This is a genomic window from Aureibaculum luteum, from assembly GCF_003449015.1.
In the GTDB taxonomy this organism is placed as follows: domain Bacteria; phylum Bacteroidota; class Bacteroidia; order Flavobacteriales; family Flavobacteriaceae; genus Aureibaculum; species Aureibaculum luteum.
Genome location: NZ_QRGD01000003.1, coordinates 103,145 through 130,075, shown reverse-complemented (window position 1 = coordinate 130,075; position 26,931 = coordinate 103,145). Strand labels below are relative to the sequence as shown.

General features: G+C 32.2%; 23 protein-coding genes. 4 read left to right on the top strand and 19 right to left on the bottom strand.

Translation table 11 applies throughout. The features are described from left to right. Positions 1 to 6 precede the first annotated feature (6 nt). From D3P13_RS08950 to pheS, 19 genes are all read right to left on the bottom strand, one after another. Positions 7 to 951, bottom strand: a complete 945-nt coding sequence (locus D3P13_RS08950) for a 2-hydroxyacid dehydrogenase (protein ID WP_117881523.1) — start codon at positions 949 to 951, stop codon at positions 7 to 9. Between the two features lie 149 nt (positions 952 to 1,100). Beyond that, a complete protein-coding gene (atpG, locus tag D3P13_RS08945; RefSeq protein WP_117881521.1) occupies positions 1,101 to 1,961 on the bottom strand; it encodes an ATP synthase F1 subunit gamma in 861 nt (286 codons plus the stop codon). Positions 1,962 to 2,035: 74 nt separating this feature from the next. Then, the gene (gene atpA / locus D3P13_RS08940) at positions 2,036 to 3,613 is read right to left on the bottom strand and encodes a F0F1 ATP synthase subunit alpha (RefSeq protein WP_117881519.1); all 1,578 of its coding nucleotides are present in this window, start codon (positions 3,611 to 3,613) and stop codon (positions 2,036 to 2,038) included. A 14-nt stretch (positions 3,614 to 3,627) separates the two neighbouring features. Further along, complete coding sequence (atpH, locus tag D3P13_RS08935; RefSeq protein WP_117881517.1) at positions 3,628 to 4,182, bottom strand: ATP synthase F1 subunit delta; 555 nt, start codon at positions 4,180 to 4,182, stop codon at positions 3,628 to 3,630. After that, on the bottom strand, positions 4,183 to 4,677 hold the full coding sequence (locus D3P13_RS08930) for a F0F1 ATP synthase subunit B (protein ID WP_117881515.1): 495 nt from the start codon (positions 4,675 to 4,677) through the stop codon (positions 4,183 to 4,185). A 70-nt stretch (positions 4,678 to 4,747) separates the two neighbouring features. Beyond that, positions 4,748 to 4,954: an ATP synthase F0 subunit C gene (gene atpE / locus D3P13_RS08925; protein WP_117882232.1), complete on the bottom strand. Its 207-nt coding sequence runs from the start codon at positions 4,952 to 4,954 to the stop codon at positions 4,748 to 4,750. Positions 4,955 to 5,011: 57 nt separating this feature from the next. Further along, a complete protein-coding gene (gene atpB / locus D3P13_RS08920) occupies positions 5,012 to 6,091 on the bottom strand; it encodes a F0F1 ATP synthase subunit A (protein ID WP_117882230.1) in 1,080 nt (359 codons plus the stop codon). A 116-nt stretch (positions 6,092 to 6,207) separates the two neighbouring features. After that, positions 6,208 to 6,603, bottom strand: a complete 396-nt coding sequence (locus D3P13_RS08915) for a hypothetical protein (RefSeq protein ID WP_117881513.1) — start codon at positions 6,601 to 6,603, stop codon at positions 6,208 to 6,210. Continuing rightward, positions 6,600 to 6,845 carry an AtpZ/AtpI family protein gene (locus D3P13_RS22435; protein WP_117881511.1) on the bottom strand — a complete coding sequence of 82 codons (246 nt, stop codon included), beginning with the start codon at positions 6,843 to 6,845 and terminating at the stop codon, positions 6,600 to 6,602. Before D3P13_RS22435 ends, D3P13_RS08915 begins: the two co-directional genes overlap by 4 nt. After that, positions 6,796 to 7,212 (bottom strand): bactofilin family protein, encoded by a 417-nt coding sequence (locus tag D3P13_RS08905; protein ID WP_117881509.1) that lies wholly within the window; start codon positions 7,210 to 7,212, stop codon positions 6,796 to 6,798. Before D3P13_RS08905 ends, D3P13_RS22435 begins: the two co-directional genes overlap by 50 nt. A gap of 80 nt (positions 7,213 to 7,292) precedes the next feature. Further along, on the bottom strand, positions 7,293 to 9,536 hold the full coding sequence (gene porW / locus D3P13_RS08900; RefSeq protein WP_449374874.1) for a type IX secretion system periplasmic lipoprotein PorW/SprE: 2,244 nt from the start codon (positions 9,534 to 9,536) through the stop codon (positions 7,293 to 7,295). A 291-nt stretch (positions 9,537 to 9,827) separates the two neighbouring features. Beyond that, the gene (locus D3P13_RS08890; protein ID WP_117881504.1) at positions 9,828 to 10,307 is read right to left on the bottom strand and encodes a hypothetical protein; all 480 of its coding nucleotides are present in this window, start codon (positions 10,305 to 10,307) and stop codon (positions 9,828 to 9,830) included. 1 nt (position 10,308) lies between these two features. Beyond that, entirely contained in the window at positions 10,309 to 10,641 is a 333-nt protein-coding gene (locus D3P13_RS08885; protein ID WP_117881502.1) for a PadR family transcriptional regulator, read from the bottom strand. A gap of 222 nt (positions 10,642 to 10,863) precedes the next feature. After that, complete coding sequence (locus D3P13_RS08880) at positions 10,864 to 11,559, bottom strand: ABC transporter ATP-binding protein (protein WP_117881500.1); 696 nt, start codon at positions 11,557 to 11,559, stop codon at positions 10,864 to 10,866. Between the two features lie 77 nt (positions 11,560 to 11,636). Continuing rightward, positions 11,637 to 13,115 (bottom strand): DUF5687 family protein, encoded by a 1,479-nt coding sequence (locus D3P13_RS08875; RefSeq protein WP_117881498.1) that lies wholly within the window; start codon positions 13,113 to 13,115, stop codon positions 11,637 to 11,639. 238 nt (positions 13,116 to 13,353) lie between these two features. Then, entirely contained in the window at positions 13,354 to 16,701 is a 3,348-nt protein-coding gene (locus D3P13_RS08870; RefSeq protein ID WP_117881496.1) for a ThuA domain-containing protein, read from the bottom strand. Between the two features lie 12 nt (positions 16,702 to 16,713). Beyond that, a complete protein-coding gene (locus tag D3P13_RS08865) occupies positions 16,714 to 17,889 on the bottom strand; it encodes an AIR synthase related protein (protein WP_117881494.1) in 1,176 nt (391 codons plus the stop codon). A 13-nt stretch (positions 17,890 to 17,902) separates the two neighbouring features. Then, a complete protein-coding gene (locus D3P13_RS08860; protein ID WP_117881492.1) occupies positions 17,903 to 18,340 on the bottom strand; it encodes a retropepsin-like aspartic protease in 438 nt (145 codons plus the stop codon). Positions 18,341 to 18,342: 2 nt separating this feature from the next. Then, positions 18,343 to 19,374 (bottom strand): phenylalanine--tRNA ligase subunit alpha, encoded by a 1,032-nt coding sequence (pheS, locus tag D3P13_RS08855; RefSeq protein ID WP_117882228.1) that lies wholly within the window; start codon positions 19,372 to 19,374, stop codon positions 18,343 to 18,345. 205 nt (positions 19,375 to 19,579) lie between these two features. Between pheS and gdhA (D3P13_RS08850) the strand changes: the two genes are divergently transcribed. The 4 genes from gdhA (D3P13_RS08850) to dinB all read left to right on the top strand — a co-directional run bounded on the left by gdhA (D3P13_RS08850) (position 19,580) and on the right by dinB (position 26,896). Next, the gene (gene gdhA / locus D3P13_RS08850; RefSeq protein ID WP_117881490.1) at positions 19,580 to 20,923 is read left to right on the top strand and encodes an NADP-specific glutamate dehydrogenase; all 1,344 of its coding nucleotides are present in this window, start codon (positions 19,580 to 19,582) and stop codon (positions 20,921 to 20,923) included. Positions 20,924 to 21,171: 248 nt separating this feature from the next. Continuing rightward, positions 21,172 to 24,204: a PEP/pyruvate-binding domain-containing protein gene (locus tag D3P13_RS08845; protein WP_117881487.1), complete on the top strand. Its 3,033-nt coding sequence runs from the start codon at positions 21,172 to 21,174 to the stop codon at positions 24,202 to 24,204. 150 nt (positions 24,205 to 24,354) lie between these two features. Beyond that, a complete protein-coding gene (gdhA, locus tag D3P13_RS08840; RefSeq protein WP_117881485.1) occupies positions 24,355 to 25,692 on the top strand; it encodes an NADP-specific glutamate dehydrogenase in 1,338 nt (445 codons plus the stop codon). 112 nt (positions 25,693 to 25,804) lie between these two features. Beyond that, positions 25,805 to 26,896 carry a DNA polymerase IV gene (gene dinB / locus D3P13_RS08835; protein WP_117881483.1) on the top strand — a complete coding sequence of 364 codons (1,092 nt, stop codon included), beginning with the start codon at positions 25,805 to 25,807 and terminating at the stop codon, positions 26,894 to 26,896. Positions 26,897 to 26,931 lie beyond the last annotated feature (35 nt).

The following is a 26,931-nucleotide window of genomic DNA, read 5'->3' as shown; positions in this document are numbered from 1 at the left end:
TACAAGTTATGAAAAATTTGCTTCGACCTTATCAACTATGGTTTGTGCTAACTTTTCATTACTTTCAAATGTCCAGCCGGCAACATGGGGTGATAGAATCACATTTTCTGCTTCAATCAAATATTGAAAGGCTTCGGGCATGTTTTTATCAGTAAATAAATTTTCAAAAGATGATTTTTCATATTCTAAGACATCTAATCCTGCTCCTAAAATTTTACCTGATTTTAAGGCATCTACCAAATCTTTAGTAACTACACTTTTCCCTCTGGCAGTATTTATAAACCAGACCGGCTTTTGAAAGGCGTTAATAAAATCTTTATTCACCATATTAAGAGTTAATGGCGTTTGTGGTGTGTGTAAACTAATAACGTCAGTTTTCGCTTGAAATTCAGCTAAGGTGACTTGTTTGCAATTGTTATCACCAACATTAGGTTTAATATCGTAGCAAAGGACTTCTATATCAAATCCTTGTAGTTTTTTAGCAAAAGCTTTGCCCATATTTCCATAACCTATAATGCCGACAGTTTTACCATCTAGTTCCAAACCACGGTTATCTTCACGAAGCCATTTTCCTTGTCTTACTTCTCTATCTGCTTTATTAAGTTTGTTAAATAAAGAAAGTAACATACCTAAAGCATGTTCACCAACGGCATTTCTATTGCCTTCTGGGGCGGCTACGAGTACAATGTTTTTTGATTTAGCATAGTTAACATCAATATTTTCCAATCCAGCACCAACTCTTGCTATAAACTTTAAATTTTCAGTGCTATCAATAAATTTTTTATCGATTGTAAAACGACTTCTAATAACCAAACCTTGGTACTCTTTTATTTTGGTTTCAATACTTTCTTTTGAGGAAGTAAAATCTTCGTCACAGATATAGCCTAAATTTTCTAGACCTTTTTTTAGTAGCGGATGGTTGCTATCAAGAAATAATACTTTTTGTGTCATGCTTATAAATAAAAACACCCAAAGATATTAAATCTTCGGGTGTTTGTAAAAGTTATTAATCAGTTTCCGCAGTAATAAAGAAATTTAGCTACGCTTAATTATTTAGTGCTTCTGCACTGTTTAAATATTTGACTTCGCTATCGCTTCGTCTAATTGTTCAACGCTTCGGCTCCACCAACAATTTCTAAAATTTCGTTAGTAATAGCTGCTTGACGTGCTTTATTATATGTCAATTTCAATTCGTCACGTAATTCAGTCGCATTATCAGTTGCTTTATGCATGGCTGTCATACGAGCACCATGTTCTGATGCATAAGAATCTCTTACGGATTTATACAATTGTGTTTTTAATGATTTAGGAATTAAACCTTCAACAATTTCAATTTTAGAAGGTTCAAAAATATAATCTAAATTCACATTTTCATTACTAACTTCAGAAACAATTGGTAAAAACTGTTCGTTAGTCGTAATTTGTGTTGCTGCGTTTTTAAATCTGTTGTAGACAATTTCTATACGGTCATAAGATCCGTCAGAATATTGCTCCATTAAAGATTCTGCAATTTTCGCAGTATTGTCAAATGTTAAGTCGTCAAATAAATCACTATGATTAGCAACTACATTATGTTTTTTTGACAATAAATCATTTGCTTTTTTACCAATAGTTATAACATCCACTTTTTGATTAGCATACGTAGTATGAATAATATCAAGAGCTTTTTTTATTACAGAAGTATTGAATGCACCACAAAGACCTCTATTGGAAGTTACCACAACTAAAAGCACCTTTTTCACCTCTCTTTTTTGAGCATAAACGCTTCCAACATCACCTTCTAAGGTAGCACTTAAACTTTGTAGCAATTCAGTTAATTTATTGGAATAAGGACGCATAGCAGTAATTGCATCTTGGGCTTTTTTCAATTTTGCAGCAGATACCATTTTCATGGCACTCGTAATTTGCATGGTTGAACCAATAGATGAAATTCTGTTTCGTATTTCTTTTAAATTTGCCATTTGTTTTTAGTACAAAGTATAAAGGTATTAAGTAGTAAGATGCTAGCATCTTACTACTTAATACACATCTCTAATTAAATGTATTTTTCTGATAATTCTTTAGCAGCATTTTCAATAACTGAAATTGCATCTTCAGTTAATTTACCTGCTTTTAAAGTATCTAAAGTATCTCTATGTTTAGTGTTTAAAAAGTATAAAAAATCTTTTTCAAATTCTTTTACTTTTTCAACGGGTACATTTCTTAATAAGTTTTTAGAACCAGCATAGATAATTGCAACTTGATCTTCAACAGTAAAAGGATCGTTTTGAGCTTGTTTTAAAATCTCAACATTACGTTTACCTTTTTCAATTACATTCATTGTTGCAGCATCTAAATCAGAACCAAATTTTGCAAAAGCTTCCAATTCACGATATTGTGCTTGATCTAGTTTTAAAGTACCTGCTACTTTTTTCATTGATTTAATCTGAGCATTACCACCCACACGAGATACAGAAATACCTACGTTTATTGCTGGTCTAACACCTGAATTAAATAAATCAGATTCTAAGAAAATTTGTCCATCCGTAATAGAAATTACGTTTGTTGGTATATAAGCAGAAACATCACCTGCTTGAGTTTCAATAATAGGTAATGCCGTTAAAGAACCACCACCTTTTACTAAATGTTTTATAGAATCAGGTATGTCATTCATTTGCTGTGCAATAGTATCATCATTGATCACTTTTGCAGCACGTTCTAATAATCTTGAGTGTAAATAAAATACATCACCAGGATAAGCTTCACGTCCCGGTGGTCTTCTTAATAATAAAGAAATCTCACGATACGCAACGGCTTGTTTAGATAAATCATCAAAAACAATTAATGCAGGACGACCAGTATCTCTAAAAAATTCACCAATTGCAGCACCTGCCATTGGAGCATATACTTGCATAGGTGCAGGGTCAGAAGCATTTGCAGCTACAATAGTTGTATACGCTAATGCACCACGTTCTTCTAACATATTTGCAATAGCCGCTACGTTAGATCCTTTTTGACCTATAGCAACATAAATACAATATACTGGCTCACCAGCGTCAAAAAATTCTTTTTGATTTAAGATCGTATCTAAAGCAACAGTTGATTTTCCTGTTTGACGGTCACCAATAATAAGTTCTCGTTGACCTCTACCAACAGGAATCATAGCATCAATAGCTTTAATACCAGATTGCATAGGCTCAGTAACAGGCTCACGGAAAATTACACCAGGAGCTTTACGCTCTAATGGCATTTCGTAAGTCTCACCTGTAATAGGTCCTTTACCATCAATTGGTTCACCTAAAGTGTTTACAACTCTACCTACAATACCTTCACCAACTCTTAACGAAGAAATTCTTTCTGTACGTTTTACTGTAGCTCCTTCTCTAATATCAGTTGAGTCTCCTAATAATACAACACCAACATTATCTTCTTCAAGGTTAAGTACCATACCTTCCAATCCGTTTTCGAATTCTACGAGTTCACCGTATTGTACATTGGCTAGACCGTAAACACGAGCAATACCATCACCTATCTGTAAAACAGTACCTACTTCATCTAAAGAAGCGTTACCATCAAAACCTGCTAATTGTTGTTTTAAAATTGCTGATACTTCAGCTGGATTAATTGTTGCCATTTATTTAATTTTTATTATAACTTTGGTACGTAATGATTATGTTCAAATTCTCTACGTAAATTATTCATTTTTCCTGTAATACTAGCGTCAAATTGTTTATCGCCAACACGTAAAATAAATCCCCCAATGATTGATGGATCAATAATATTTACGATACTAACTTTTTTACCTACAATTTCTTTAACCTTAATGAGTATTTTTTCTTCTAAAGCTTTAGTTAAAGGAATCGCCGTAGTAACTTTTGCTACTTCAGAACCTTTATGAAGGTCGTAAATTAGTATGTATTGTTTTGCGATTTGCGATAATATAGGTAATCTTTTATTCTCAATAAGTTGATCAATTAAACTGATTGATATTTTATCAAGATTTTTAAATACTGCTAACAAAGCAGATTTTTTAATTTTTGATTTTATTACAGGACTGCTCAACATAATTTGCAATTCTTTACTACCCTCCATAGTAGAAGCAATAGATTGCATATCTTCATTAATAGTGTCGGCTTTTTTTAATTCTAACGATAGACTTAAAACAGCTTTGGCGTATCTTATGGCAGCTCTTGAATGCTTCATCTAGTTCAATTTTACATCGTTTAACATACTTTCAACCAGCTTTTCCTGTTTGTCTTTGTTTGAAAGTTGTTCTTTTAAGACTTTTTCTGCAATGCCTATTGAAAGATCAGCTACTTGATTTTTTAAATCAGTAATAGCTGCTAATTTTTCGTTTTGGATACTAGTTTTAGCCTGTTCTATAATTTTATTAGCTTGAGTTTTCGCTTCTTCTTTAGCTTCAGAGATTACATTATTTTTCATCTCACGAGCATCTTTAAGCATAGCATCTCTTTCTGCACGGGCTTCTTTTAAAATCTTTTCATTATCAGATTTTAAATTTTCCATTTCTTGACGAGCTTTATCAGCTTCTAACAAAGCATTTTTTATAGAGTCTTCTCTTTCGCCTACTGCACCTAAAATAGGTTTCCAAGCAAATTTTCTAAGAATAATCAATAAAATAATAAAGGTGATACCAGTCCAAACAACAAGTCCTAATCCAGGAGTTACTAAATCCATTTTATATTTTTTATATATTAATTTTAAACAAAAATAAAAGTGCAACCAACCGTTACACTTTTATTTCTTTTTACTTAAGAAATGATACTACCACTGCAAACAATGCAACCGCCTCAACGAAGGCAGCTAAAATTAAAGCAGATGATTGAATCTTTCCATGCATTTCAGGTTGACGTGCCATAGCTTCCATAGCTTGTCCTCCAATTTTACCAATACCGATACCAGCTCCAATAGCTGCTAAACCAGCTCCAATAGCTGCAATAGATCCTACGTCCATGGCCTCAGTGGCTTGTAATAATGCTAAACTCATAGTTTAAATATTTAAAATTAATTATTAATGTTCTTCTTCTTCAGTTGCCATACCAAAATAAAGGGCAGACAATACTGTAAATATGTAGGCTTGAATAGCCGTTACTATAATCTCAATAACCGTAATAAATAATGCAAAAGCAATTGATACAGGTGCAACAGCAACTGATTTAAATACGAATATTAAAGACATTAATGCTAATATAATAATGTGACCTGCTGTAATGTTAGCAAACAAACGAATCATTAATGAGATTGGTTTCACCATCATTCCTATTAGTTCAATAGGCATTAAGAAAATTTTCATGGGTACAGGAACTCCCGGCATCCAGAAAATATGTTTCCAATAATTTTTATTACCTACCAAAGTTGTAATAATAAACGTGAATAGTGCAAGGGTAAAGGTAAATGCAATATTACCACTTACGTTAGCTCCGTTTATAATAGGTATTAAACCAAATATATTATTAATCCAAACAAAGAAGAAAATGGTTAATAAATAAGGCATATACCTTTTATATGTTTTTTCGCCAATCATTGGTACGGCAATCTCATCTCTTACAAAAACGATTAAAGGTTCTACAAAACTTGCAATACCTTTAGGTACAAAATTTTCAGATTTTTTATAACGTCTAGCAGCACCAATAAAAATAAATAATAGTACCAATACAGAAACCCACATCATAAATACATTTCTAGTAATGGAAAAATCATAAGGTTTTACGGCGTTAGTCGGATGGTGTTCAGCATCAAATGCAACAGTTGTTTCACCATCATTTAGCTGATATACTTTTTCATGTAGATTAACAAATTTACCGCCATTCTTCTCAACAATATGCGTTCCTGAGTTATCATGATGAAATTCAGATGACATAAAAGTAGTCAATCCATTATCCGTCCATAATATAACAGGAAGGGAAATAGAAACTGGGTGTCCGTCCCAATCCCAAAGATGAAAACTATGAGCATCCTTTACGTGATGCATAATCATTTCTTTAGGGTCGAACTTTTCGTCCCCAGTTTTTTCTTCGCCTGAGGCGAATCCGCTAAGGGAAATGGAGAATAACAATCCTAATAAAAAAAATCTAAAGGTGTTGATTTGCATTACGTATTCAATTAAAAATATATCTCTTAAAATTCCGTGCAAATGTAAGGACATTTAATTAAATGGCAAATATTATTTTATTATAAATTTTAAGTAAAAGTTTTGTATATGAAAGGTTATTTTCCTTTCAATAAATCACTTATATATAAGACTTCAAATGCTAAAAATAAAAAATACGGAATAAAGAAATTAAAAACATCTGGTTTTTTATTTTCAAAATCAGAAAGTAGTAATGGTAACAAAAAAACAATTGCGATTATCATTTTGAGCAATGTGCTAACCATAAATATATTAAAAACTTGAGTATTACCTTCTGAATGTTTGTAATTAATAATGCCATAAATAGCAAAGGTTACTAAACAATGAAAAGCATATATTTGCCATAGTGGGAAGAAAAGATTTCCATCATAAAAATAATGGATTAAATAACTATGTACCGCAAAAAGGACTATTGTAAAAAATAATAGTTTTAATAAAAAAGAACCTTGTCTTTTCTTAAAAATTGTATTCATTTATCTTTAGATGAGTGCGTTATCTGTCTAATAACGATATATATCGAAATTAAAACAGACGCCAAAGATAATACAATTGTATAGATATTGTGTGTGTTTGGAAAATGTTCGTCCAACTTTACCCCAGCATACGAACCAATACCTATGATAGCAAACATTTGAATGGCTATACCAGAAAATTTAGCGTAAGTATTAAGCTGTTTTTTCGGCTTTTCTTTGTTGTTGGCTTTGTTGCTGCTCATTTCGTAGTGCTTTTACGTTACCTTTCATATTACAAGAAGCATTGAAATTTGCACCAGGTTCTACAGAAAGTTTTCCTAATACAACTTCTCCGTTAATAGTAGCGGTTGATTTTAATGATAACAATTCGTCAACATTTAAATTGCCAGAAAATTTACCTTCAATATCAGCATTACTGCAATCAATAGTTCCATCAACAGAACCTTCTTTACCAATAACAACTCTACCTGATGTTTTAATAGTACCTTTAACGTTACCATCAATTCTAAAATCGCCATCAGATTTTATATCACCTACAAATGAAGAATTTTTACCAATAATATTTCTCTCTAATACTTGTCCTGGATTTGTCTTTTTTTCAGAAAACATAATTTAATTTTTAAATTTAAACTTCATTTAACTTTTTATTACTTGTAGGGGAGCAATAAAATTCTCTTTCTTGTTACTACTTACTGACCTGAATTTGCTGAGTCACTATCAAAATTCTCTAAAATTTCAACAGCACGTTTACCTTCTTCAGTATTCGGATAACTTAAAGCAACAAAACTTAATGCTTCTTTAAATGCTTCAGTACCTATAGTTTTCATTAATATATGAGCTTTTAACAACTCTAGCTTCGGAATAATAGGTTCGTCCTTGAAACGTTCTATAGCTTTTTTCGTTTTTTGATAAGCTTCAACATAATGCTGAAAATCATAATTACAATAAATGTCGTTATATATTGCTTCTGGTGAATTAGCATCATCATAAGCTAATACTTTTTCTGGGTTTAGAATGATTTTCGCATATCTAGACTCCGGATAATTAGAAACTACAACGTTTTTGTATTTATTGCTTTTCGTTTCATCAAAATTAGCATAAATTTTATATAAATGATAATTTATAGGAAGAATTAATTTTTCAACAGGATTAAATGTTAATAGTTTTTCTAACCGTTCTGCAGCCAAAGGGTATTCTTTAAATTGTTCTTTATAAATTATTCCTAAATTATAATAAGCATCATTTCGTAAAAAGGTAATACTGTCCAACTCGCTTTTTTTAGAAGGAATTCTACTGATATAATAATCTAATTCGTACTTTTTAGAGGTGTCAAAATTATCTTCAACAGCTAACAGTTCGGTTTTCTTAGTGTTATCCCTCGTAGCTTTCTTCGCAGATATTCTCCAATTGTCTTCTAAAGCTCTATTACCCCAAGATCGCTTAAATTCTTGTTTTCCAAAACCTGCAACATTGTTATTGTAAAAGTAAAATTTACCACCTTTAGTACTACTTTTAGAAGAATCGTCTGATAGATTTCCAAAACCAGTGGTGCTCACTAAAGCATTTTCTAGTTTTATTTTAGCCAATTCATCAACTTTTTTAATACTGTCTATGTATCCTTGATAAAAAGCTTCTTGCTCTGCTTTAGGTAGTGCGGCTATTTTTAGAATACTATCATTTGTGTTTGCCAGAGCTTCATAGGTAATTACTTCTTCAAGGCTTTCACGTTTTCTAACCAAACGTCTAATACGTTTTTCATTTTTATTTTTGGTAATACCTATAATACTATCATAGTAGGCACCAGCCAATTCAAATTTAGCTTTATCAAAATAAATATTACCAATGGCTTCATAGGTCAATTCCCTTTGGTATTCTATTCCGTTTACTGCTCTTAATGATTTTTCAAAATCTTCTAAACCAATTTTTATACTATCATTTTGAGATTCTATGAGTCCCTTGTGATAATACAATTCATCTAGAAAAGGTCTATTATCTCTATTTTTAATTAGTTTTTTAAATCGTGCTAAAAACAAAGCCGTACTGTCTTCTTTTGTATAGTTTTTAGCTCTATCAATCTCTGCATGTACTTGATAGCGTAGCGGAGCTTTTTTGAAATTCATCAATTTCTCAAAATAGAGATTTGAAGAATCAATTTTTTGCTCGTTTCTGTAAACTTGACCCAGAATGAATAGGTTTCGGGATTTTTGCTTAGGATCTACAGAAAATAATACAGCACTATCTAAATGCTTTATTACTAAGTCAGTACTGTCTAAAGCTTGATATGCCATTGCCATTGTGGTATGACCATCTTCAACAAGCTCTAACGGTAAGTTTAAGTTTTTTAATAAGTATTGCAGGGTTTCAATTGCCAGTTCTTCATTTTGCAAACGCACTAATGTTTTCGCTTGCCAAACTCGAGTTTGGTCTTTTAGGTCGTTTTCAGTATAGTTTTCTAGTACAAAATTAAATGCTTCTAAAGCAGGAACAAAACGTTGTGAGTAATATCTCGACTTTCCTAGCAATAAATAAGCATCGTCAATTTGTCTATTTCGTTCCTTACCATGAATGTCCATTCCATGTTTTTGAATGGCTTTTACAGATTTTTCTTCTGCACGTTCAAAACCAGTTGCTGTACTTTCTGTATCGCCATTGTTGTCTTTAGGTGGTGATGAAGGATTAATTAAAATGTCCTTATCATCCTCTTCAATTTTTAGTGGCTCAATTGGAAGTAACTCCCAAAAGTTATCATCATATTTATCGTCTAATTGTAATTTGGCTTGATCATAAGCAACTTGCCCATTGTATAGCACATTATACTTGGTAGATAGTGCATGCATGTTTCTACTTACCAGATTATTCTTTTTAGTTGAGCAACTAATGAGAATAAGTAAAAATGCACTAATGAAAAGCCAGAGGGGAAACTTTTTAATCAAAATTCGAATTTGTCTAGTAGTGTAACTACAAATTTAAGGGATTATTGTCCTTTGGCATTGAAAAATTCAAATTTTATGAAATTGGTTGATATTCTGGATAATTTTTAACCATATATGTTGACATTTTTTTTGGAATAATTTTTATGGCAATAAATAGAAAAATACCAAAACAAACAATGACCGTTGCTGTTACCCATTGTCCCCAGTAATTGATAGTAATATTATCGTTAATATAATTGAAGATTTGTAAGGGAAATATACTGAAGGCAAAGCCTATGCCTCCCAAGGAAACTAATGTGTTCTCAAAAAGCCATTTTTTTTAGTGATTTTTTGTTTACTTTTAATTTTTTTGTAACTGTAAAAAACAAATATTAATTCAATAAGAGCTAACAATACTAAGGAAATTACTATAAAGGTTTCTTTGTCATGTAAATAATCAAGAATAGAAAAGTAAGAAACTATTAAAAAGGCGGTAAGGATTATTTTAGGGAGACTAAAAAATAATTTAAACTCTTTTAGAATTAACTTCCAATATTTAAGATTAAGAGCCTTTTGTCGTTTTTCAACCACACTAGAAAAACCCATTACCCCAAACTTTTTAAAAGATTTGTTTCGAGCTTCTGTAAATGTTAAGTTAGGTTCTTCTTTCCATATTTGTTCTATATCATTCGCTAAGTGATCTACCAATTCGGTTTGCAGGTCATACCATTCTACATAATGCTTTTCTGTGAAAGTAAAGAGTGATTCTATATGTTCTTTGGTTAACTCCATATTAAGCCAATTTAGGATTAATAATAGTTTGCATGGTCTTTAAAAAAGTCTCTAATTCGGCCAAACGATTTACCGTTTCTTTAGTGCCTTGTTCCGTAAGCTTGTAGTATTTGCGAAGTCGATTGCCAATATTAATGATTTCAACATCTAACAAGCCTTCAGCTTCTAATTTGTGAAGAGCAGGGTAGAGGGCACCTTCCGTAATTTTTAATTCACCTTTGGTTATTTCTTTTACCTTTTGGGTAATTTCATAACCATACATTTTATCCTGTTGTTCTAATAGTTGTAGGATAATGGTTTGTAGTGTACCTTTATATAATTTCTGATTTCCCATATATCAATTATACATAAATATTTTATATACATAAGAAAATTAGGTATTAAAATAAAGATTAATTTTTATTTAAAAACAGGAAACCTATTTGAATGTCTTTTGTAATGTAAACACCCCTAAAGTCCCCTCAAGGGGACAATTATATGTTTAATATTAGATGAGGGACTAAATTAGTTTCTAGAATAAGCTCCGTTTCCTTCGGAGAGGGCTGGGGATAGAATTTTATACTGAAAAATGACCTTCTAATTCTTTTAAAGTAGCTTCTGAAGTTTCAATATCCTTGATCAATTCACCTTTTTCCAACACCACAATACGTTCACAAACTTCAGTAACATGACCAAGGTCGTGACTAGAAATTAAAATTGTAGCTTTATTTTCTTCTGTTAAAGACTTTAGTAGCTTTTTAAGACGAATTTGTGTAGTTGGATCTAAATTAGCAAAGGGTTCATCTAAAATTATAACTTCAGGGTTTCCAATTAAGGCAGCTACAATACCGGCTTTTTTCTGATTTCCTTTAGATAAATCACGTAAATATTTACGTTTACCTATAATTTCACCATTAAATAATTCTTCAAAGGGTTCTAAAAAAGTATCTACATCGGCTTTATTCATACCACGTAATTCACCAATAAAGTAAAAATATTCTTCAGGGGTTAGGTAACCAATTAAAAAGCTTTCGTCAATAAAAGCTGCTGTAAAAGGTTTCCAATCTTCACTTTTGTCAACTTGAATTTCATTATTTGTAATAGCACCTGTAGTAGGTTGTATTAAGTCTAACAATAGATTAAAAAAAGTAGTTTTTCCAGCACCGTTATTGCCAACTAATCCAAACGATTGTCCTTTCGGGATTTCTAAATTCTCTAATTGTAAAACCGTGGTTTGTACGTATTTTTTTGAAATATTTGTTACTTGTATCATGTCGTGTAAATTTTAATATGCCTTAATTTTGCTACTGCTACTGCTACTGCTACTGCTACTGTTACTGCTACTATCTGCTAGTTATCTTGATCAAAGGCATTAATCATTTTATATTTTGTGTCTATATATCTTTTGGTAATACCTTTCATTATTTTTTCATGAAAAACAATTCCAATAATTCCTAAAATGATAAGGGTTGCAATACCTGCTTCAAAATTGATAAACTTATAAGGAATGTAAAAGAAAATCATCGGAATAATCATTAAAGGAAATCCGATAATCCATTGAACAGCTCCTGTACCTTGGTAATTAAAAGCAGCTCGTTGGGTTAAATCAATTTTTTTACGATTAAAAGAACCTCCATATAAAAGCACATGCGTGTTAACTCCAATGTTATAGATCATAGCAGCAAAATGAACCACTAATACTTTCCAACCAAAATAAACATAAGGTATGCTGATTACAAACATTAAAATGGCACTCATCATCATTAACGTATATTTTGAATTGAGGTATTCTTTGTATTTAATGTTTTGACTCATCAGTAATTTGTAATAACCACTATCCCAGGCAGGAATGAATTGACCAAAATTGATCATAAAAATTCCAGTTACAAAAATCCCTACAAAAACATAAAAACTAACCATATTTTGATATACAGGGTTCGGGTAAAAAATCAATCCATAAAGCAAACCAATGGCCACAATAAAAACTGAAGAACGGGGTCTTTTGTTACGCCATAGCAATTTTAAATCAAGTTGTAAAAAGGGAGCTACAGAGCCAAATCTTCGGGTCCAAGCCATGTCTGTTGTGGTGGCTATTTCCGTTTTCGCCTTTAGCGATCGGTCTATATATAATTTCTGTTTTAAAGATATGAAGTTGGTATAATATAATAAGATTAACATCCCTATTGGAATAATTAATAAGAACGGATTTGCAGTGATGGCATTTACAGCACTACCCACTAAGTCATTAAATGAAACAATATTAAAATAGGTAAGTCCAAATAAGATTCCTGAAAAAGCTAAGATTGGTAAAAATGACAATTCCGTTTCTGCAGATTTACTTTCAATAATAAAATTTAAAAAGTTAGTAATCAGTGTTAGGGTAATTATCAAAAGCATCCAAGTAAAAACTACTGTAGCTCCATATCCGTTTATTAGTAATATAACACCAAAAGGGATAACCGTAAATAATGGTAAAAAATTGAAAAATGAAATGGCTGATTTACCCAAAACATAATGTATAATACTGCTTCTTTTTATAGGTAAAGTTAGCAACGGTTTTATGTTCATTACCGGCAATTTCTGAAAGAAAAATCGCATTAATAAATCGCCCAATAACCAATAGAATAAAAATCCATTAACAATTAGCAATGGGTCTTGATTCGGAAATTTATCTTTTAATATAGGGTAAAGACCAAAGCCAAGTCCTAAAAACATGAGTATAAAGTACAATGCAAAAAATACCATTACAATATTTAATGCCATGCTTTTTTGCCAATATGAAGAGCGGAAAAACTGTTTCCATTGTAAGCTGAAAAATCTTGAGATCATGTTGTTGATTTGGTATTATTAGTAGTTCTAAATGTTATTTTGTTACATTATATCATTATTTCTATGTCATTTTATTAAAAAAAAGTACTGTGTCGGTTCGATCGTCTCGAGATATTCGGGAGAGAACTCATCATTAACACATAAAGTTAGGTTTCGACTCCGCTCAACCTGACATCATAATGTGAAAATTAATTAAAAACAAGCCCCTTGTCCCTCTCAAGAAGGGAACTATGACAATCTAATAATTTAACTGTATTGCATTTGCATTACAAATAAATTGCTGTTTATCAGCTCCGTTTTTAAAGACTAGAAAGAAGTCTGTAACTTCATTTGTAGGCATAATTTTTATGTTATATGCTTTTAATTCACCTTTACCCTTACTAAAATAATCTAATTTTGTTGTACCAATTAATTGACCAGTTTTTGAACCAATTCTTATTTCTAATATTCCTTTATAATCATAATTTTCGCCAAAATATGCTGTAAAATCGATACTTTTCAACCCGTTCAAATCTATTTTGTTGAATTTTAGAAATGAATTATCCTTAATGGAGCCCACCAAAGAATAACCTTTAGCCTTCCAATTGTTTAGTCCTTCGCTTTTTTTATTTGCTTTTTGAGCTTCTAGGTAAGGTGGTTTAAAAATGAGTTGTTTACGCCCGGTTAATTCAGCACTTTCTAAACCTTCTTTTCCTTTATCGGTATATGAAGCTGTTAGAATATAAATACCATTTTTGTCATTTGTATCATGTTCATTAAAAGCTAAGGTTCCTTTTAACGGTAATAATTTGGTGTCATCACTTTCTAATTTTAATGATAAAACATACTCAACAATTTTGTTTGCATCACTTGTGCTTAAGGTAGGGTGTGCTACCATCATGGTTTCACCCCAAACTCCTGAACCTCCATTTAAAATTTTGTTAATCAGATATCCAATATCCTTTTTACTATATTTATTAGCAATATCCTTATAACTTGGTCCGTTCACTTTTTTATCAATAGCATGACAAGCCTTACAATCAGCATTGTCAATGATTGTTTTACCTTCAGGATCTATGATTTGTTGATGACCTATGGTAGCCTTTACCATATCTCTACCTTGCGGAATGTAGTTTAAAGAGACCTTAACATCTTTTTGGTCTATACCATTATTTGTGGTGGTACCATCTTGTTTATCTGCTACTAAAATATCATAAGCAACAGTTTTTCCTTTCCAATAAAAAGGATTGGATTCATCTGTTGTAATGGTAATTTCAGGAATGTCATTACCAACAAGTATTTTTTGACTAGCCGTTGCACTTTCGCCTGACTTATCTGTAACTTTTAGTTCAATAGTATAGGTGCCAATCTTGTCAAAAGTAATTGTTGGGTTTATTTCCGTAGATTGAATATCGCCATTATAAGACCACTCATAAGTTAGTTCATCATTGTCGTAATCTTCAGACAAATCACCTTTAAAATTTATAGTGAGTGGCTCACCTCCAATCGTATGATCATTTTTAATCGTAGCGATAGGTTTTCTATTCCCTTTAATGTATTCAATACGGTCTAAACGAGCATCCATATTTCTTGAATTCCAAGATTGACCATATTCTAAAACATACATATTACCATCAGAACCAAAAATCATATCCATAGGATGAGAAAATTCAGAATTTGGCATAAAAGCATCCGCTTTTACATAGTCATAATTATCATCTAAAGTAACCACATAAATCCAGTCACGCATCCACTCATAGACGAATAATTTATTTTCAAAATACTCAGGAAAAGTTTCCTTTGCATTTGGCGAATCATCTTTGTGGAAAACGGGACCCGACATTGGGTTTACGCCGCCAATTCCCAACCATGGAAATTCTTCAGAGGCATCATAAGAAAACCAAATTTGTGATTCTTTTACAGGCGGTAATTTTTTAAGACCTGTATTGTTTGGTGAGTTGTTGATGATATTATTTGGGTCAAATTTTGGACCTGATGTGTTTGTGGTAAAATCAAAATCATTATAGGGTTGGTTATTTCCTCGAGTGTATGGCCAGCCATAGTATCCTGCTTCTCTAGCTTGGTCAAATTCACCCATTCCTTTAGGTCCTCTGTTAGGATTATCTTTCCCAGCATCAGGGCCAATATCTCCCCAATATACAAAACCTGTTTTACTATCAATTGAAAGTCGAAAAGGATTTCTATTACCCATTATATAAATTTCTGGACGGGTTTTATCAGTGCTTTCTGGAAATAAATTTCCTTTTGGAATAGAATAGGTGCCATTATCTTCAGGTTTTATTCTTAGAATTTTCCCACGTAAATCGTTGGTATTTGAAGCGGATTTTTGAGCATCCCAAAGTGCTCTACCTTCTCGCTCATCAATGGGAGCATATCCATCAGATTGAAATGGATTGGTATTGTCGCCAATCGTTATAAATAAATTGCCTTTTGGGCCAAATTCTAATGCACCACCACTATGACAACATTTTCTTATAACAGGTACTTCAAGTAATAATTTTTCAGACTCAAGTATGAGTTCGTTATCAACTAAATCAAAACGAGAAATATGCTGTAAAGGTTCATCTCCTGGTTTAGAATAAAAGAGGTAAATCCAGTTGTTTTCTTCATAGTTAGGATCGACGGCTAAGCCTAATAAACCATCTTCATTTCCATAAAACACATCTAGTTTGGCAATTTCCTTTGTTTTGTTCTCTTTAAAGTCAAATAATTTTAAAGTACCTCTTCTTTCAATAAATAAGATACCTTTTCCAGGTAACTCATCCAATTCCATAGGTTCATCAAGGTTAAAATCTAATACCGTTTTTACAAATCTATTTTCTTCAGGTATTTTTTCTGTGGTTGCTTTTCCGTAATCTAAAATGTTATCTCCAATGGTATAGCGTATACCTCCTAATAAATGATCGATAAATTTAGGGTTTTTGTAGGTTTCATCTGTATGTCCTAATTCAGTGTAAAAAGCTTTACCACCATCATAATCGTGGTACCAGCTTATAGGATGGTCTCCATTATTTTTACCGCCTATATAACTACTTTCGTCAATTTTTATTAGAACATTAATGTCAGGATTGATATTTTTGAAGTTGTACCATTCATCACGTTTAATCCAAGTACTATCTAAATGTTGAGTAGAGATGTGTTTATTGTCAACTATAGTTAAAGTAGCTTCTTGTTGTTTTGGATGATTTACAAAATAAGCACCAGCTAATTTTCCGTACCACGGCCAATCATATTCCGTATCAGTGGCAGCATGTATACCTACATAACCACCGCCTGCTTGAATATAACGTTCAAAATTTGATTGTTGACTTTGATTTAAAACATCACCAGTAGTGTTTAAGAATACAACTGCAGAATAGGTTTTTAGTTTTTCTTCCGTAAACCAGTTGGCATTATCAGTAGTGTCGACTAAAAATCCATTTTCAGCTCCCATTTTTAAGATAGCGGTTGCACCAGCGGGTATAGATTTATGTTTAAATCCTGCTGTTTTGGTAAAAACAAGGATTTTTTTCTCTTTTGATTTTGTGGTACACGAAATAGCCAACATTAAGAAAATAATGGTGGTAAGCTTTAAAATTGATTTCATTTATTGATTGGGTTAGTACACAAATGTACCAAATTCACTTTTAATAGTAAGTTTTTTTGTTGGTGATGCTTCAACTTTACCAATAACTTGAGCATCGACATTAAATGAATTAGAAATTTTAATGATGTCGTTAGCAATGGCTTCAGGAACATATAATTCCATTCTATGACCACAATTAAATACTTGATACATTTCTCTCCAATCTGTATTCGACTGTTCTTGAATTAATTGAAACAAAGGAGGTACATCAAATAAATTATCTTTGATGATGTGTAAATTGTCTATAAAGTGTAGAATTTTGGTTTGTGCACCACCACTACAATGCACCATTCCGTTAATTTCAGATCTATATTGTTTCAAAATTTCACTGATAATTGGAGCATAAGTTCTCGTTGGTGATAGCACCAATTTACCAGCATTTATAGGTGAATTTTCAATAGTATCCGTAAGTTTTACTTTTCCTGAATAAACTAAATCATCGGGTACGGCATGATCATAACTTTCCGGATATTTTTCCGCTAAGTACTTTCCAAAAACATCATGTCTAGCAGAGGTTAAACCGTTGCTACCCATTCCGCCATTATATTCGGTTTCGTAAGTTGCTTGTCCAAAAGAAGACAATCCAACAATAACATCACCGGCTTTTATATTCGCATTATCAATAACATCACTACGTTTTAATCTAGCTGTTACGGTAGAATCTACAATTATGGTTCTTACTAAATCACCAACATCGGCAGTTTCTCCTCCAGTTGATTTTATAGTAACTCCATGTTTTTCTAAGTCGGTAATTAGTTCTTCTGTACCGTTTATTATGGCAGAAATTACATCTCCAGGAATTAAGTTTTTGTTACGCCCAATAGTTGATGAAAGTATAATATTATCAGTTGCACCAACACACAATAAATCATCAACATTCATGATTAATGCATCTTGAGCAATACCTTTCCAAACTGAAATATCGCCGGTTTCTTTCCAATACATATAGGCCAATGAAGATTTTGTACCTGCACCATCTGCGTGCATAATCAGGCAATATTCATCATCATTAGTTAAATAATCAGGCACTATCTTACAAAAGGCTTTAGGAAAAAGTCCTTTGTCTATATTGCTAATGGCTTTATGTACATCTTCTTTTGATGCAGAAACGCCTCTGAGGTTATATCGTTGGTCTGAAGATGAGCTCATTTTTTTATTGGTTTTATTTTGAAAGGTATAATTTACGCTTTTTGTAATCTATAATAGCATTGCCTTTTTCTAAAACATCGGCACCAATAATTCCGTTAACCGGTTTGGCTTCTTGTTTTGTTAGGGCGTTGTTAATATGTGCTAAATCAATTAATACAAGTGGTATTTTTTTTATTTTGAAATCGCTTATTTCAATTTTATTTTTTTTAGAAATTTGAGTGTCAATTTCTGCTGAACCTGCACCTGCAGCTTTATGTTCTGAATCTTCGGTTTTTAAACCAAAAGTTTCTATCTCATCGAAACCAACACATGAGTTTGAAGCACCAGTGTCTAAAATAAATCGTCCTTTTATACCATTAATTTTAGCTTTTATTTCAAAATGATTGGTGGCAATTTTTTTTAATTTGATGCTAATGTACTTTTTGTTTAATAAAAAGGCTTTCAGACTCATATTTAAATCACAGATTTAAATTGTTCTAAAAATCGGATATCATTTTCAAAAAGCATTCTGATATCTGGAATTTGGTATAACAACATAGCAATACGCTCAATACCCATTCCAAACGCAAATCCACTATATTTTTCAGGATCAATTTTAGTGTTTTTCAATACATTAGGGTCAACCATACCGCAACCCATAATTTCTAACCAGCCAGTTCCTTTCGTTATTTTATAATCTGTTTCTGTTTTCAAACCCCAGTAAATATCAACTTCGGCACTTGGTTCTGTAAAAGGAAAATAAGAAGGACGTAATCTGATTTTTGATTTGCCAAACATTTCTTTTGTAAAATAAATCAAGGTTTGCTTTAAATCCGCAAAGGAAACATCTGTATCTATATACAAACCTTCCACTTGATGAAAAATACAATGCGAACGGGCAGAAATGTCTTCATTTCTAAAAACTCTACCTGGAGAAATTGTTCTAATTGGAGGTTTGTTATTCTCCATATAACGTATCTGTACAGAAGAGGTATGTGTCCTTAACAACATATCTTTCTCAACATTTTTATGCTTTTCAACAAAAAATGTATCCTGCATATCTCTTGCTGGATGGTATTCTGGTAAGTTTAACGCTGTGAAATTATGCCAATCATCTTCTATTTCAGGGCCCTCAGAAATGGTGAACCCTATGCGAGAAAAAACATCGATAATTTGATTTTTAACAATAGAAATTGGATGTCTTGCACCCAATTCAATAGGTTCAGCCGGCCTTGATAAGTCTCCATAGAAACTTTTTTGTTCGCTATTGCCTTCTAGAGCACTATTCAGCGTTTCAACCTTATTTTCAGCTGTAGTCTTTAAGGTGTTTAGAGCTTGTCCAAATTCCTTTTTTTGCTTTGGGTCTACGTTTTTAAATTCAGCAAATAAGCCTCTTAATAGACCTTTACTGCCTAAATATTTTATACGAAATGCTTCAATTTCTTCTTTTGAATTTGAATTAAAAGCACTGACTTCGTTAATGAATTCTTTTACTTTGTCTAACATTGATTGTTTAACTTGGTTTGCAAATTTAAGGTTTTTCATCAATTAAGCAGAATAGTTTTTTATTAATCTATTCCCAAAGTAAAGAAGATGATTTTAGCGGTTAAAAGATTTGCAAATAATTAAGGTTTTCAAAGAAAGAAAACTGCATTTTAATTACTTTTGTTATGAATTTATTGATGAAACCTTAAAATTTACTTCCTAAATTATGAAATCGAAAATTAAAGATTTTATGGGTTACGTTAAACTACGTAATACCAACGAGCCTGAGTTTTTACAAGCAGTGCACGAAGTTGCAGAGACTGTTATTCCATTTATAGAAGAAAACCATAAATATAAAGACAAGATGTTGTTAGAGCGAATGGTTGAACCTGAACGTACGCTAATGTTTAGAGTGCCTTGGCTTGATGATAAAGGAAAGATACAAGTAAATAGAGGGTATCGGATAGAGTTTAATTCTGCCATTGGTCCATATAAAGGAGGATTACGATTTCATCCATCAGTAAATATTAGTATTCTTAAATTTTTAGGTTTTGAGCAAGTTTTTAAAAATTCGCTAACCACATTGCCAATGGGTGGTGGTAAAGGAGGTTCTGATTTTAATCCAAAAGGAAAATCAGATAATGAAGTAATGAAATTTTGCCAAGCATTTATGTCGGAATTATTCCGTCATATTGGTGAGAATACAGACGTCCCTGCTGGTGATATTGGGGTAGGAGGCAGAGAAATTGGATTTTTATTTGGGCAATACAAAAAATTAAGAAATGAGTTTACAGGTGTTTTAACAGGTAAAGGAATGTCTTTTGGAGGTTCATTAATTAGACCAGAAGCAACAGGTTATGGTACCGTATATTTTGCCGAAAACATGCTAAAGACACAGAATAAAAGTATAAAAGGAAAAATAGTTTTGGTTTCTGGTTCTGGTAATGTGGCACAATATGCTTGTGAAAAAGCGACTCAATTAGGGGCGAAAGTGGTTACGATGTCAGATTCTTCTGGATATATTTATGATGCAGCTGGTATAGATGCTGATAAGCTGGCCTTTATTATGGAATTAAAAAATGTAAAACGTGGAAGAATAGACCGGTATTTAGAAAAATACCCAACTGCGAAATTTTATAAAGAGGAAACCCCTTGGACTATAAAATGTGATATTGCCATGCCATGTGCTACACAAAATGAGCTCCATGGAGATCATGCGAAAACCTTGATAAAAAATGGTTGTTTTTGTGTTTGTGAAGGTGCCAATATGCCAAGTACAGCCGAAGCTATTCGAGTTTTTCAAGATGCTAAAATATTATTTTCACCGGGAAAGGCTTCAAATGCGGGAGGCGTTTCAGTTTCTGGTTTAGAAATGAGTCAAAACTCGTTACGTTATAATTGGACGAATGACAAAGTAGATACTAAATTACATGAAATTATGAATGATATTCATGACGTTTGTGTAACCTATGGTAAAGATGAAGATGGTTATGTAGACTATGTTAAAGGTGCAAATATTGCTGGTTTTGTAAAAGTAGCTGACGCCATGTTAGGTCAGGGAGTGGTTTAATAGTGATTTTAGATTTTAACTGAGTAGGATATAATTAAAGAATGTAATCACCATAATCTAGTTATTGACTAAAGGTAGTTGCTAGCTGTTCATTTATAACTTGATTGTGCGAATTTTTATTTTAGTATAATGTTCAGGTCATTTTTTAGAATAAAGATAACTTTTCCAATTATTGATTCTTCAACCTTCCATATGTTTTAAAATTACCCATCAAATAATTCCTATCTTTGTTATAAACACATTAATCAATGCCAAAAAATAGACTTCCAGATTTAAAAACATACGTTTTTGAACATTTTGCATTTGAACAATTGATGCAAAATAGAATAAACAAAGTACTTATTGTTTGTTCTAATTACGATTATTATATGTTGGAAGAGGATGGTAGAATTGATGAACGAATTTTTAATGAATACACCGCTTTAAATTTAAGATATCCTCCTACTTTTTTACATGCCAATTCTGCTAAAAAGGCATTAAAAATATTAGGTTCTGATCATATAGATTTGGTAATTACTTGGCTAGATATTGGTAGTTATAAGGCGTTTGAAACGTCTATGCAGTTGAAAAAGTTCTTTCCTAATGTACCTATAGCCGCGTTAAGTCATTACTCATCTGAACTAAGGAAGAAAATATTAAGAGAGAACACGGGTATCATTGACTATGTTTTTCATTGGAATGGTAATGTTGATATTTTTTTGGCCATTATAAAATTGGCAGAAGATAGATTGAATGCTGATAAGGATATTAATGAAATTGGTGTTAAAGCGATATTATTAGTAGAAGATTCGTTGCGGTTTTACTCAAGATATTTACCCGTTATTTATAAGATAATATTAAAGCAAACACGATCATTTATGTCGGAAGGCTTAAATGAACACCGTGCAATGAATTTGATGCGTGGACGTCCAAAAATTTTATTGGCTACACGTTACGAAGAGGGATTGGCTTTGTTTGAAAAATATAAAGACAATTTGTTAGGGGTAATTTCGGATGTAAATTATTTTAAGGATGGTAAACGTGATGCAACAGCAGGTTTTCAATTTTTAAAATATGTAAGGAGTATAGAACGCTATTTTCCTTTTCTAATAGAATCGTCAGATATCGAAAATGAGAAAATTGCTTTAGAATTAAAAGGTAAATTTTTATGGAAACATTCTGAAACCATAGAACTGGAATTAAAGAATTACATTACCAAATATTTTTCTTTTGGCGATTTTGAATTTTGGGATCCACAACAACATAGAGTTTTAGTTACCGTAAAGGATTTAAATGCTTTTCAAAATGCTCTGGCTATTGTTACTAAAGAGTCAATAACCTATCACGCCATAAGAAGTGAGTATTCTAAATGGTTGAGGTCAAGAGCACTTTTTCCATTAGCAAATTTGTTTAAAAATGTAGAATATGCTGATTTTGAAGATGCTGAAGAGATTAGAACCTTTTTAATTGAAGCCATAAAAGCGTATCGAATCTATAGATCTAGAGGGGTTATTTCTAAATTTAATAAAAATAAATACGACAAATATTTAGGTTTTGCCAGAATTGGAGATGGTGCCTTGGGAGGAAAGGGACGGGGACTTGCTTTTGTAGATTCTTTTTTAAAACGTAATCGCCTATTTAAAAAGTTTGATGATGTTGTTATATCCATACCAAGAACAGTTGTACTAAGTACAGATGTTTTTGACGAATTTATGGAAGAGCATAAGCTCTTTAAATTTGCAGCACATTGTGATGATGAGAATGAGATTTTAGATGAATTTATTTCGAAACCATTACCGGGCTGGGTAAAAGAAGATATAAAAGCCTTTTTAAAAGTAACCAAGCATCCGGTAGCTATTCGGTCTTCTAGTGTTTTGGAAGATTCACATTATCAGCCATTTGCAGGTGTTTTTGCGACTTACATGCTTCCTAAAACCAAATCGAAGCAAATGTTAGAAATGGTTTCTATTGCTGTAAAATCTGTAATGGCTTCCGCCTTTTTTCAAAATAGTAAATTGTATTTAAAAGCCACTTCTCATACCGTAGAAGAAAATAGAATGGCGGTAATTTTACAAGAAATTACAGGTACACAATATAATGATGTATTTTACCCTAATATTTCTGGAGTTGCTCGTTCAATTAACTTTTATCCAATTGGTAATGAAAAACCTAATGAAGGTATCGCCAATATTGCCTTAGGCTTAGGAGAAATAATTGTGGGCGGTGGACAAACGTTGCGATTTTCTCCATATCATCCCAAGAAAATAATACAATTATCAACACCAGGATCTACGCAGCGGGAAACACAACAATATTTTTATGCGTTAGATATGAATCCTGATAGTTATACGGCTTCAACGAGCCAGACTATTAACAAGAAGAAAATCACTATTAGACAAGCCGAGAAGCATGGCTCGTTAAAATTTGTGGCATCTACCTATGATTTGCAAAACAACATGATAAGACCCGGTGTAATGCACGATGGAATTCGTGTAATTACATTTGATAACATTTTAAAGTATGGTACTTTTCCTTTGCCAGAAATACTTCAGGAATTATTGCGTGTTGGACAACGTGAAATGAGAAATCCCATAGAAATTGAGTTTGCTGTTAAGTTAGATGTACCTCAAGGAAAACCGAGACAATTTAGTTTTTTACAAATTCGACCTATTGTAGAGAGTAACGAAACATTGAGCATGTTGCCGAATAATTTTGATGTTGCCGACACTATTATTTATTCAGAATCGGCATTGGGAAATGGGAAATATGATGATATCTGTGATTTTGTTTATGTAAAACCAGAAACATTCAATTCTGCAAGTACAAGGCAAATTGCAAAAGCTGTTGAACTGATAAATAAAAAATTTACAGAAGAGCATAAAAAATATATTTTAGTCGGTCCAGGTAGATGGGGATCTAGTGATTCATGGTTGGGAATTCCTGTGATATGGCCTCAAATTTCTGCGGCAAAAATAATTGTAGAGGCAGGACTGAATGATTTCAGAATTGATCCGAGTCAAGGTACTCACTTTTTTCAAAATTTAACCTCGTTTAATGTGGGCTATTTAACAATTAATCCATTTTTAAATGATGGTTTTTTTGATGTGGATTATTTAAATAGTCAAGAAGCGGTATATGAAGATGATTTTTTACGACATATTCAGTTTGATGCACCGCTTTCAGTAATTATTGAAGGTAAAAACAATAAAGCTGCAATTTTTAAATCTGGGTATCATATTGATAAAGATGTTTCTGAATTAGATATTTCAATAGATGATTTACCCCCTGAAGGTTTTATGTAGTCTTTTGAGGATTTAATATTATGTTATAACTATTGTAAGTTAAAATTATCATATTGCATAAATAATTAGTTTTAATTTGCTGAAAATAGAATTTAATAATTGTAATTTTGTTATGAGTTTTACGTTTTAAAATAAATAAAATATACAGACATGAATGTAAAAGAAATCTTAAACAATCTAGAAACAAAACACCCTGGAGAAAAAGAATATTTACAGGCGGTGCATGAGGTACTAGAATCTATAGAGAACATTTATAATGAGAATCCACAATACGCATCAGCAAAAATTATTGAAAGATTAGTAGAACCAGATCGTGTTTTTACTTTCAGAATTTCATGGGTTGATGATAATGGCGAAGTTCAAGTTAATTTAGGTCATAGAATTCAATTTAATAACGCTATTGGTCCATATAAAGGAGGTATTCGTTTACACCCAAGTGTAAACTTAAGTATTCTTAAATTTTTAGGTTTTGAGCAAATCTTCAAAAATGCATTGACAACCCTGCCTATGGGAGGTGCTAAAGGAGGATCTGATTTTAATCCTAAGGGAAAATCAGATGCTGAAATTATGCGTTTTTGTCAAGCTTTCATGCTCGAATTATGGAGGGTTATTGGACCAAATACAGATGTGCCAGCTGGTGATATCGGAACTGGTGGACGTGAAATTGGGTTCATGTATGGTATGTACAAAAAATTACAACAAGAAAATACAGGTGTATTTACAGGTAAGGGTTTAAATTGGGGCGGAAGCTTAATTAGACCTGAAGCTACAGGTTTCGGAGGTACTTATTTTACCAAAGAAATGTTAGATACTCAAAATGATAGTTTTAAAGGGAAAACAGTTACTCTTTCAGGATTTGGGAATGTAACTTGGGGAGTTGCTTTAAAAGTTACGGAATTAGGTGGTAAAGTAGTTACTATTTCTGGACCGGACGGTTATATATACGATGAAAAAGGTTTAGATGCTGACAAAATAGATTATTTATTAGCCTTAAGAGCTTCAAATAATGATATCGTTTCTCCTTATGTTCAAGAATTTCCTGAAGCTAAATTTTATCCTGGAGAAAAACCTTGGAGCGTAAAATGTGATATCGCTATGCCATGTGCTACGCAAAATGAAATGAATGATGAAGATGCTCAGAAATTAGTAAATAATGGCGTAAAATATGTGTCAGAAGTTTCTAATATGGGTTGTACACCTGAAGCAATTGATGTATTCCATAAAAACAAAATACTATACGCACCCGGAAAAGCAGTTAATGCAGGTGGTGTTGCAGTTTCTGGTTTAGAAATGTCTCAGAATGCGATGAAATTAAATTGGCCTATGGAAGAAGTAGATGCTAAATTACATCAAATAATGACTTCTATTCACATCGCTTGTACAAAATATGGAACAGAACCTGATGGATATGTAAATTATGTAAAAGGAGCAAATATTGCTGGGTTTATAAAAGTTGCAGATGCCATGATGGATCAAGGAGTATTGTAAAAAGATACGATTAAATTTTAGACAATATAAATTATTAAACTCGCCTTTTGGCGAGTTTTTTATTGCCTCACTTTACGAAGGTTAAGGTGAGCTTTTTTCATTATTTTTGAATATGTCTTTATTACCGCCATACCGAAAAATAATTCATGTTGATATGGATGCATTTTATGCCTCTGTAGAACAAATGGATAATCCTGAGTTGCAAGGGAAACCCTTGGCTGTTGGCGGAGGTGGAGAGCGAGGCGTTGTTGCAGCGGCTAGTTATGAGGCTCGTAAATATGGAGTCCGTTCGGCTATGAGTGGCATGTTAGCACGAAAAAATTGTCCTCATTTAATATTTGTAAAGCCTCGCTTTTCGCGATACAAAGAGATTTCATCTCAAATAAGAGCTATTTTCAATCAATATACAGATTTGGTAGAGCCTTTATCCTTAGATGAGGCTTATTTGGATGTGACAAAGAATAAAAAGAACTTTCCTTCAGCAACGATCTTGGCTCAAGAAATTAGACAACAAATTTACAATGAAGTAGGTTTGTATGCTTCAGCGGGCATTTCTATTAATAAGTTTGTCGCAAAAATTGCCTCTGATGTAAATAAGCCAAACGGGCAAAAGACAGTACCTCCAGAAGAAGTATTAGCATTTTTAGAAGCTTTAGATATTAAAAAATTCTATGGTGTTGGTAAAGTGACCGCTTCAAAAATGTACAATTTAGGCATATTTACAGGAAAGGACTTAAAAGAAAAGTCATCTAATTTTTTGACGGAGCATTTTAAAAAATCAGGGAAACATTATTTTGATATTGTTAGGGGAATTCACAATGGTGAAGTTAAACCTGACCGAACCAGAAAATCTGTTGCGGCTGAACATACTTTTAATACCAATTTGACTTCAGAAATTTACATGCTCGAGAAATTGGAAATAATAGCTGAAGAACTATCTGGTAGACTTTTAAAACCAAATATTTCAGGTAAAACTATTACCTTAAAAATTAAGTATAGCGATTTTACAATACAAACTAGAAGTAAAACATTACCCTATTTTGTAAAAGATAAGAGTGTTTTATTAGAGCAGGCCAAAGAATTATTATACCAAGAAGAAATGCATGAATCTGTAAGGTTGTTGGGTATTTCGTTGTCTAATTTAAATACAAATACGGTTGAAAAGGAAGAGCCTGTTGAGTTTCAGTTAAAACTAGAGTTTTAAATTCTTAAATTGGAATAGTTTTTGTATATTAATGG

Bases quoted from the DNA above. Each gene is read 5' to 3' on its own strand.
- D3P13_RS08875 (WP_117881498.1), bottom strand. From the start codon at position 13,115: ATGATCTCAAGATTTTTCAGCTTACAATGGAAACAGTTTTTCCGCTCT.
- atpA (WP_117881519.1), bottom strand. From the start codon at position 3,613: ATGGCAACAATTAATCCAGCTGAAGTATCAGCAATTTTAAAACAACAA.
- atpE (WP_117882232.1), bottom strand. From the start codon at position 4,954: ATGGACGTAGGATCTATTGCAGCTATTGGAGCTGGTTTAGCAGCTATT.
- pheS (WP_117882228.1), bottom strand. From the start codon at position 19,374: ATGTTAGACAAAGTAAAAGAATTCATTAACGAAGTCAGTGCTTTTAAT.
- dinB (WP_117881483.1), top strand. From the start codon at position 25,805: ATGTCTTTATTACCGCCATACCGAAAAATAATTCATGTTGATATGGAT.
- gdhA (WP_117881490.1), top strand. From the start codon at position 19,580: ATGAAATCGAAAATTAAAGATTTTATGGGTTACGTTAAACTACGTAAT.
- gdhA (WP_117881485.1), top strand. From the start codon at position 24,355: ATGAATGTAAAAGAAATCTTAAACAATCTAGAAACAAAACACCCTGGA.
- D3P13_RS08870 (WP_117881496.1), bottom strand. From the start codon at position 16,701: ATGAAATCAATTTTAAAGCTTACCACCATTATTTTCTTAATGTTGGCT.
- atpH (WP_117881517.1), bottom strand. From the start codon at position 4,182: ATGAAGCATTCAAGAGCTGCCATAAGATACGCCAAAGCTGTTTTAAGT.
- D3P13_RS08890 (WP_117881504.1), bottom strand. From the start codon at position 10,307: ATGGAGTTAACCAAAGAACATATAGAATCACTCTTTACTTTCACAGAA.
- D3P13_RS08845 (WP_117881487.1), top strand. From the start codon at position 21,172: ATGCCAAAAAATAGACTTCCAGATTTAAAAACATACGTTTTTGAACAT.
- D3P13_RS22435 (WP_117881511.1), bottom strand. From the start codon at position 6,845: ATGAGCAGCAACAAAGCCAACAACAAAGAAAAGCCGAAAAAACAGCTT.
- D3P13_RS08905 (WP_117881509.1), bottom strand. From the start codon at position 7,212: ATGTTTTCTGAAAAAAAGACAAATCCAGGACAAGTATTAGAGAGAAAT.
- D3P13_RS08880 (WP_117881500.1), bottom strand. From the start codon at position 11,559: ATGATACAAGTAACAAATATTTCAAAAAAATACGTACAAACCACGGTT.
- D3P13_RS08885 (WP_117881502.1), bottom strand. From the start codon at position 10,641: ATGGGAAATCAGAAATTATATAAAGGTACACTACAAACCATTATCCTA.
- atpB (WP_117882230.1), bottom strand. From the start codon at position 6,091: ATGCAAATCAACACCTTTAGATTTTTTTTATTAGGATTGTTATTCTCC.
- D3P13_RS08915 (WP_117881513.1), bottom strand. From the start codon at position 6,603: ATGAATACAATTTTTAAGAAAAGACAAGGTTCTTTTTTATTAAAACTA.
- D3P13_RS08930 (WP_117881515.1), bottom strand. From the start codon at position 4,677: ATGGATTTAGTAACTCCTGGATTAGGACTTGTTGTTTGGACTGGTATC.
- D3P13_RS08865 (WP_117881494.1), bottom strand. From the start codon at position 17,889: ATGAGCTCATCTTCAGACCAACGATATAACCTCAGAGGCGTTTCTGCA.
- D3P13_RS08950 (WP_117881523.1), bottom strand. From the start codon at position 951: ATGACACAAAAAGTATTATTTCTTGATAGCAACCATCCGCTACTAAAA.
- atpG (WP_117881521.1), bottom strand. From the start codon at position 1,961: ATGGCAAATTTAAAAGAAATACGAAACAGAATTTCATCTATTGGTTCA.
- D3P13_RS08860 (WP_117881492.1), bottom strand. From the start codon at position 18,340: ATGAGTCTGAAAGCCTTTTTATTAAACAAAAAGTACATTAGCATCAAA.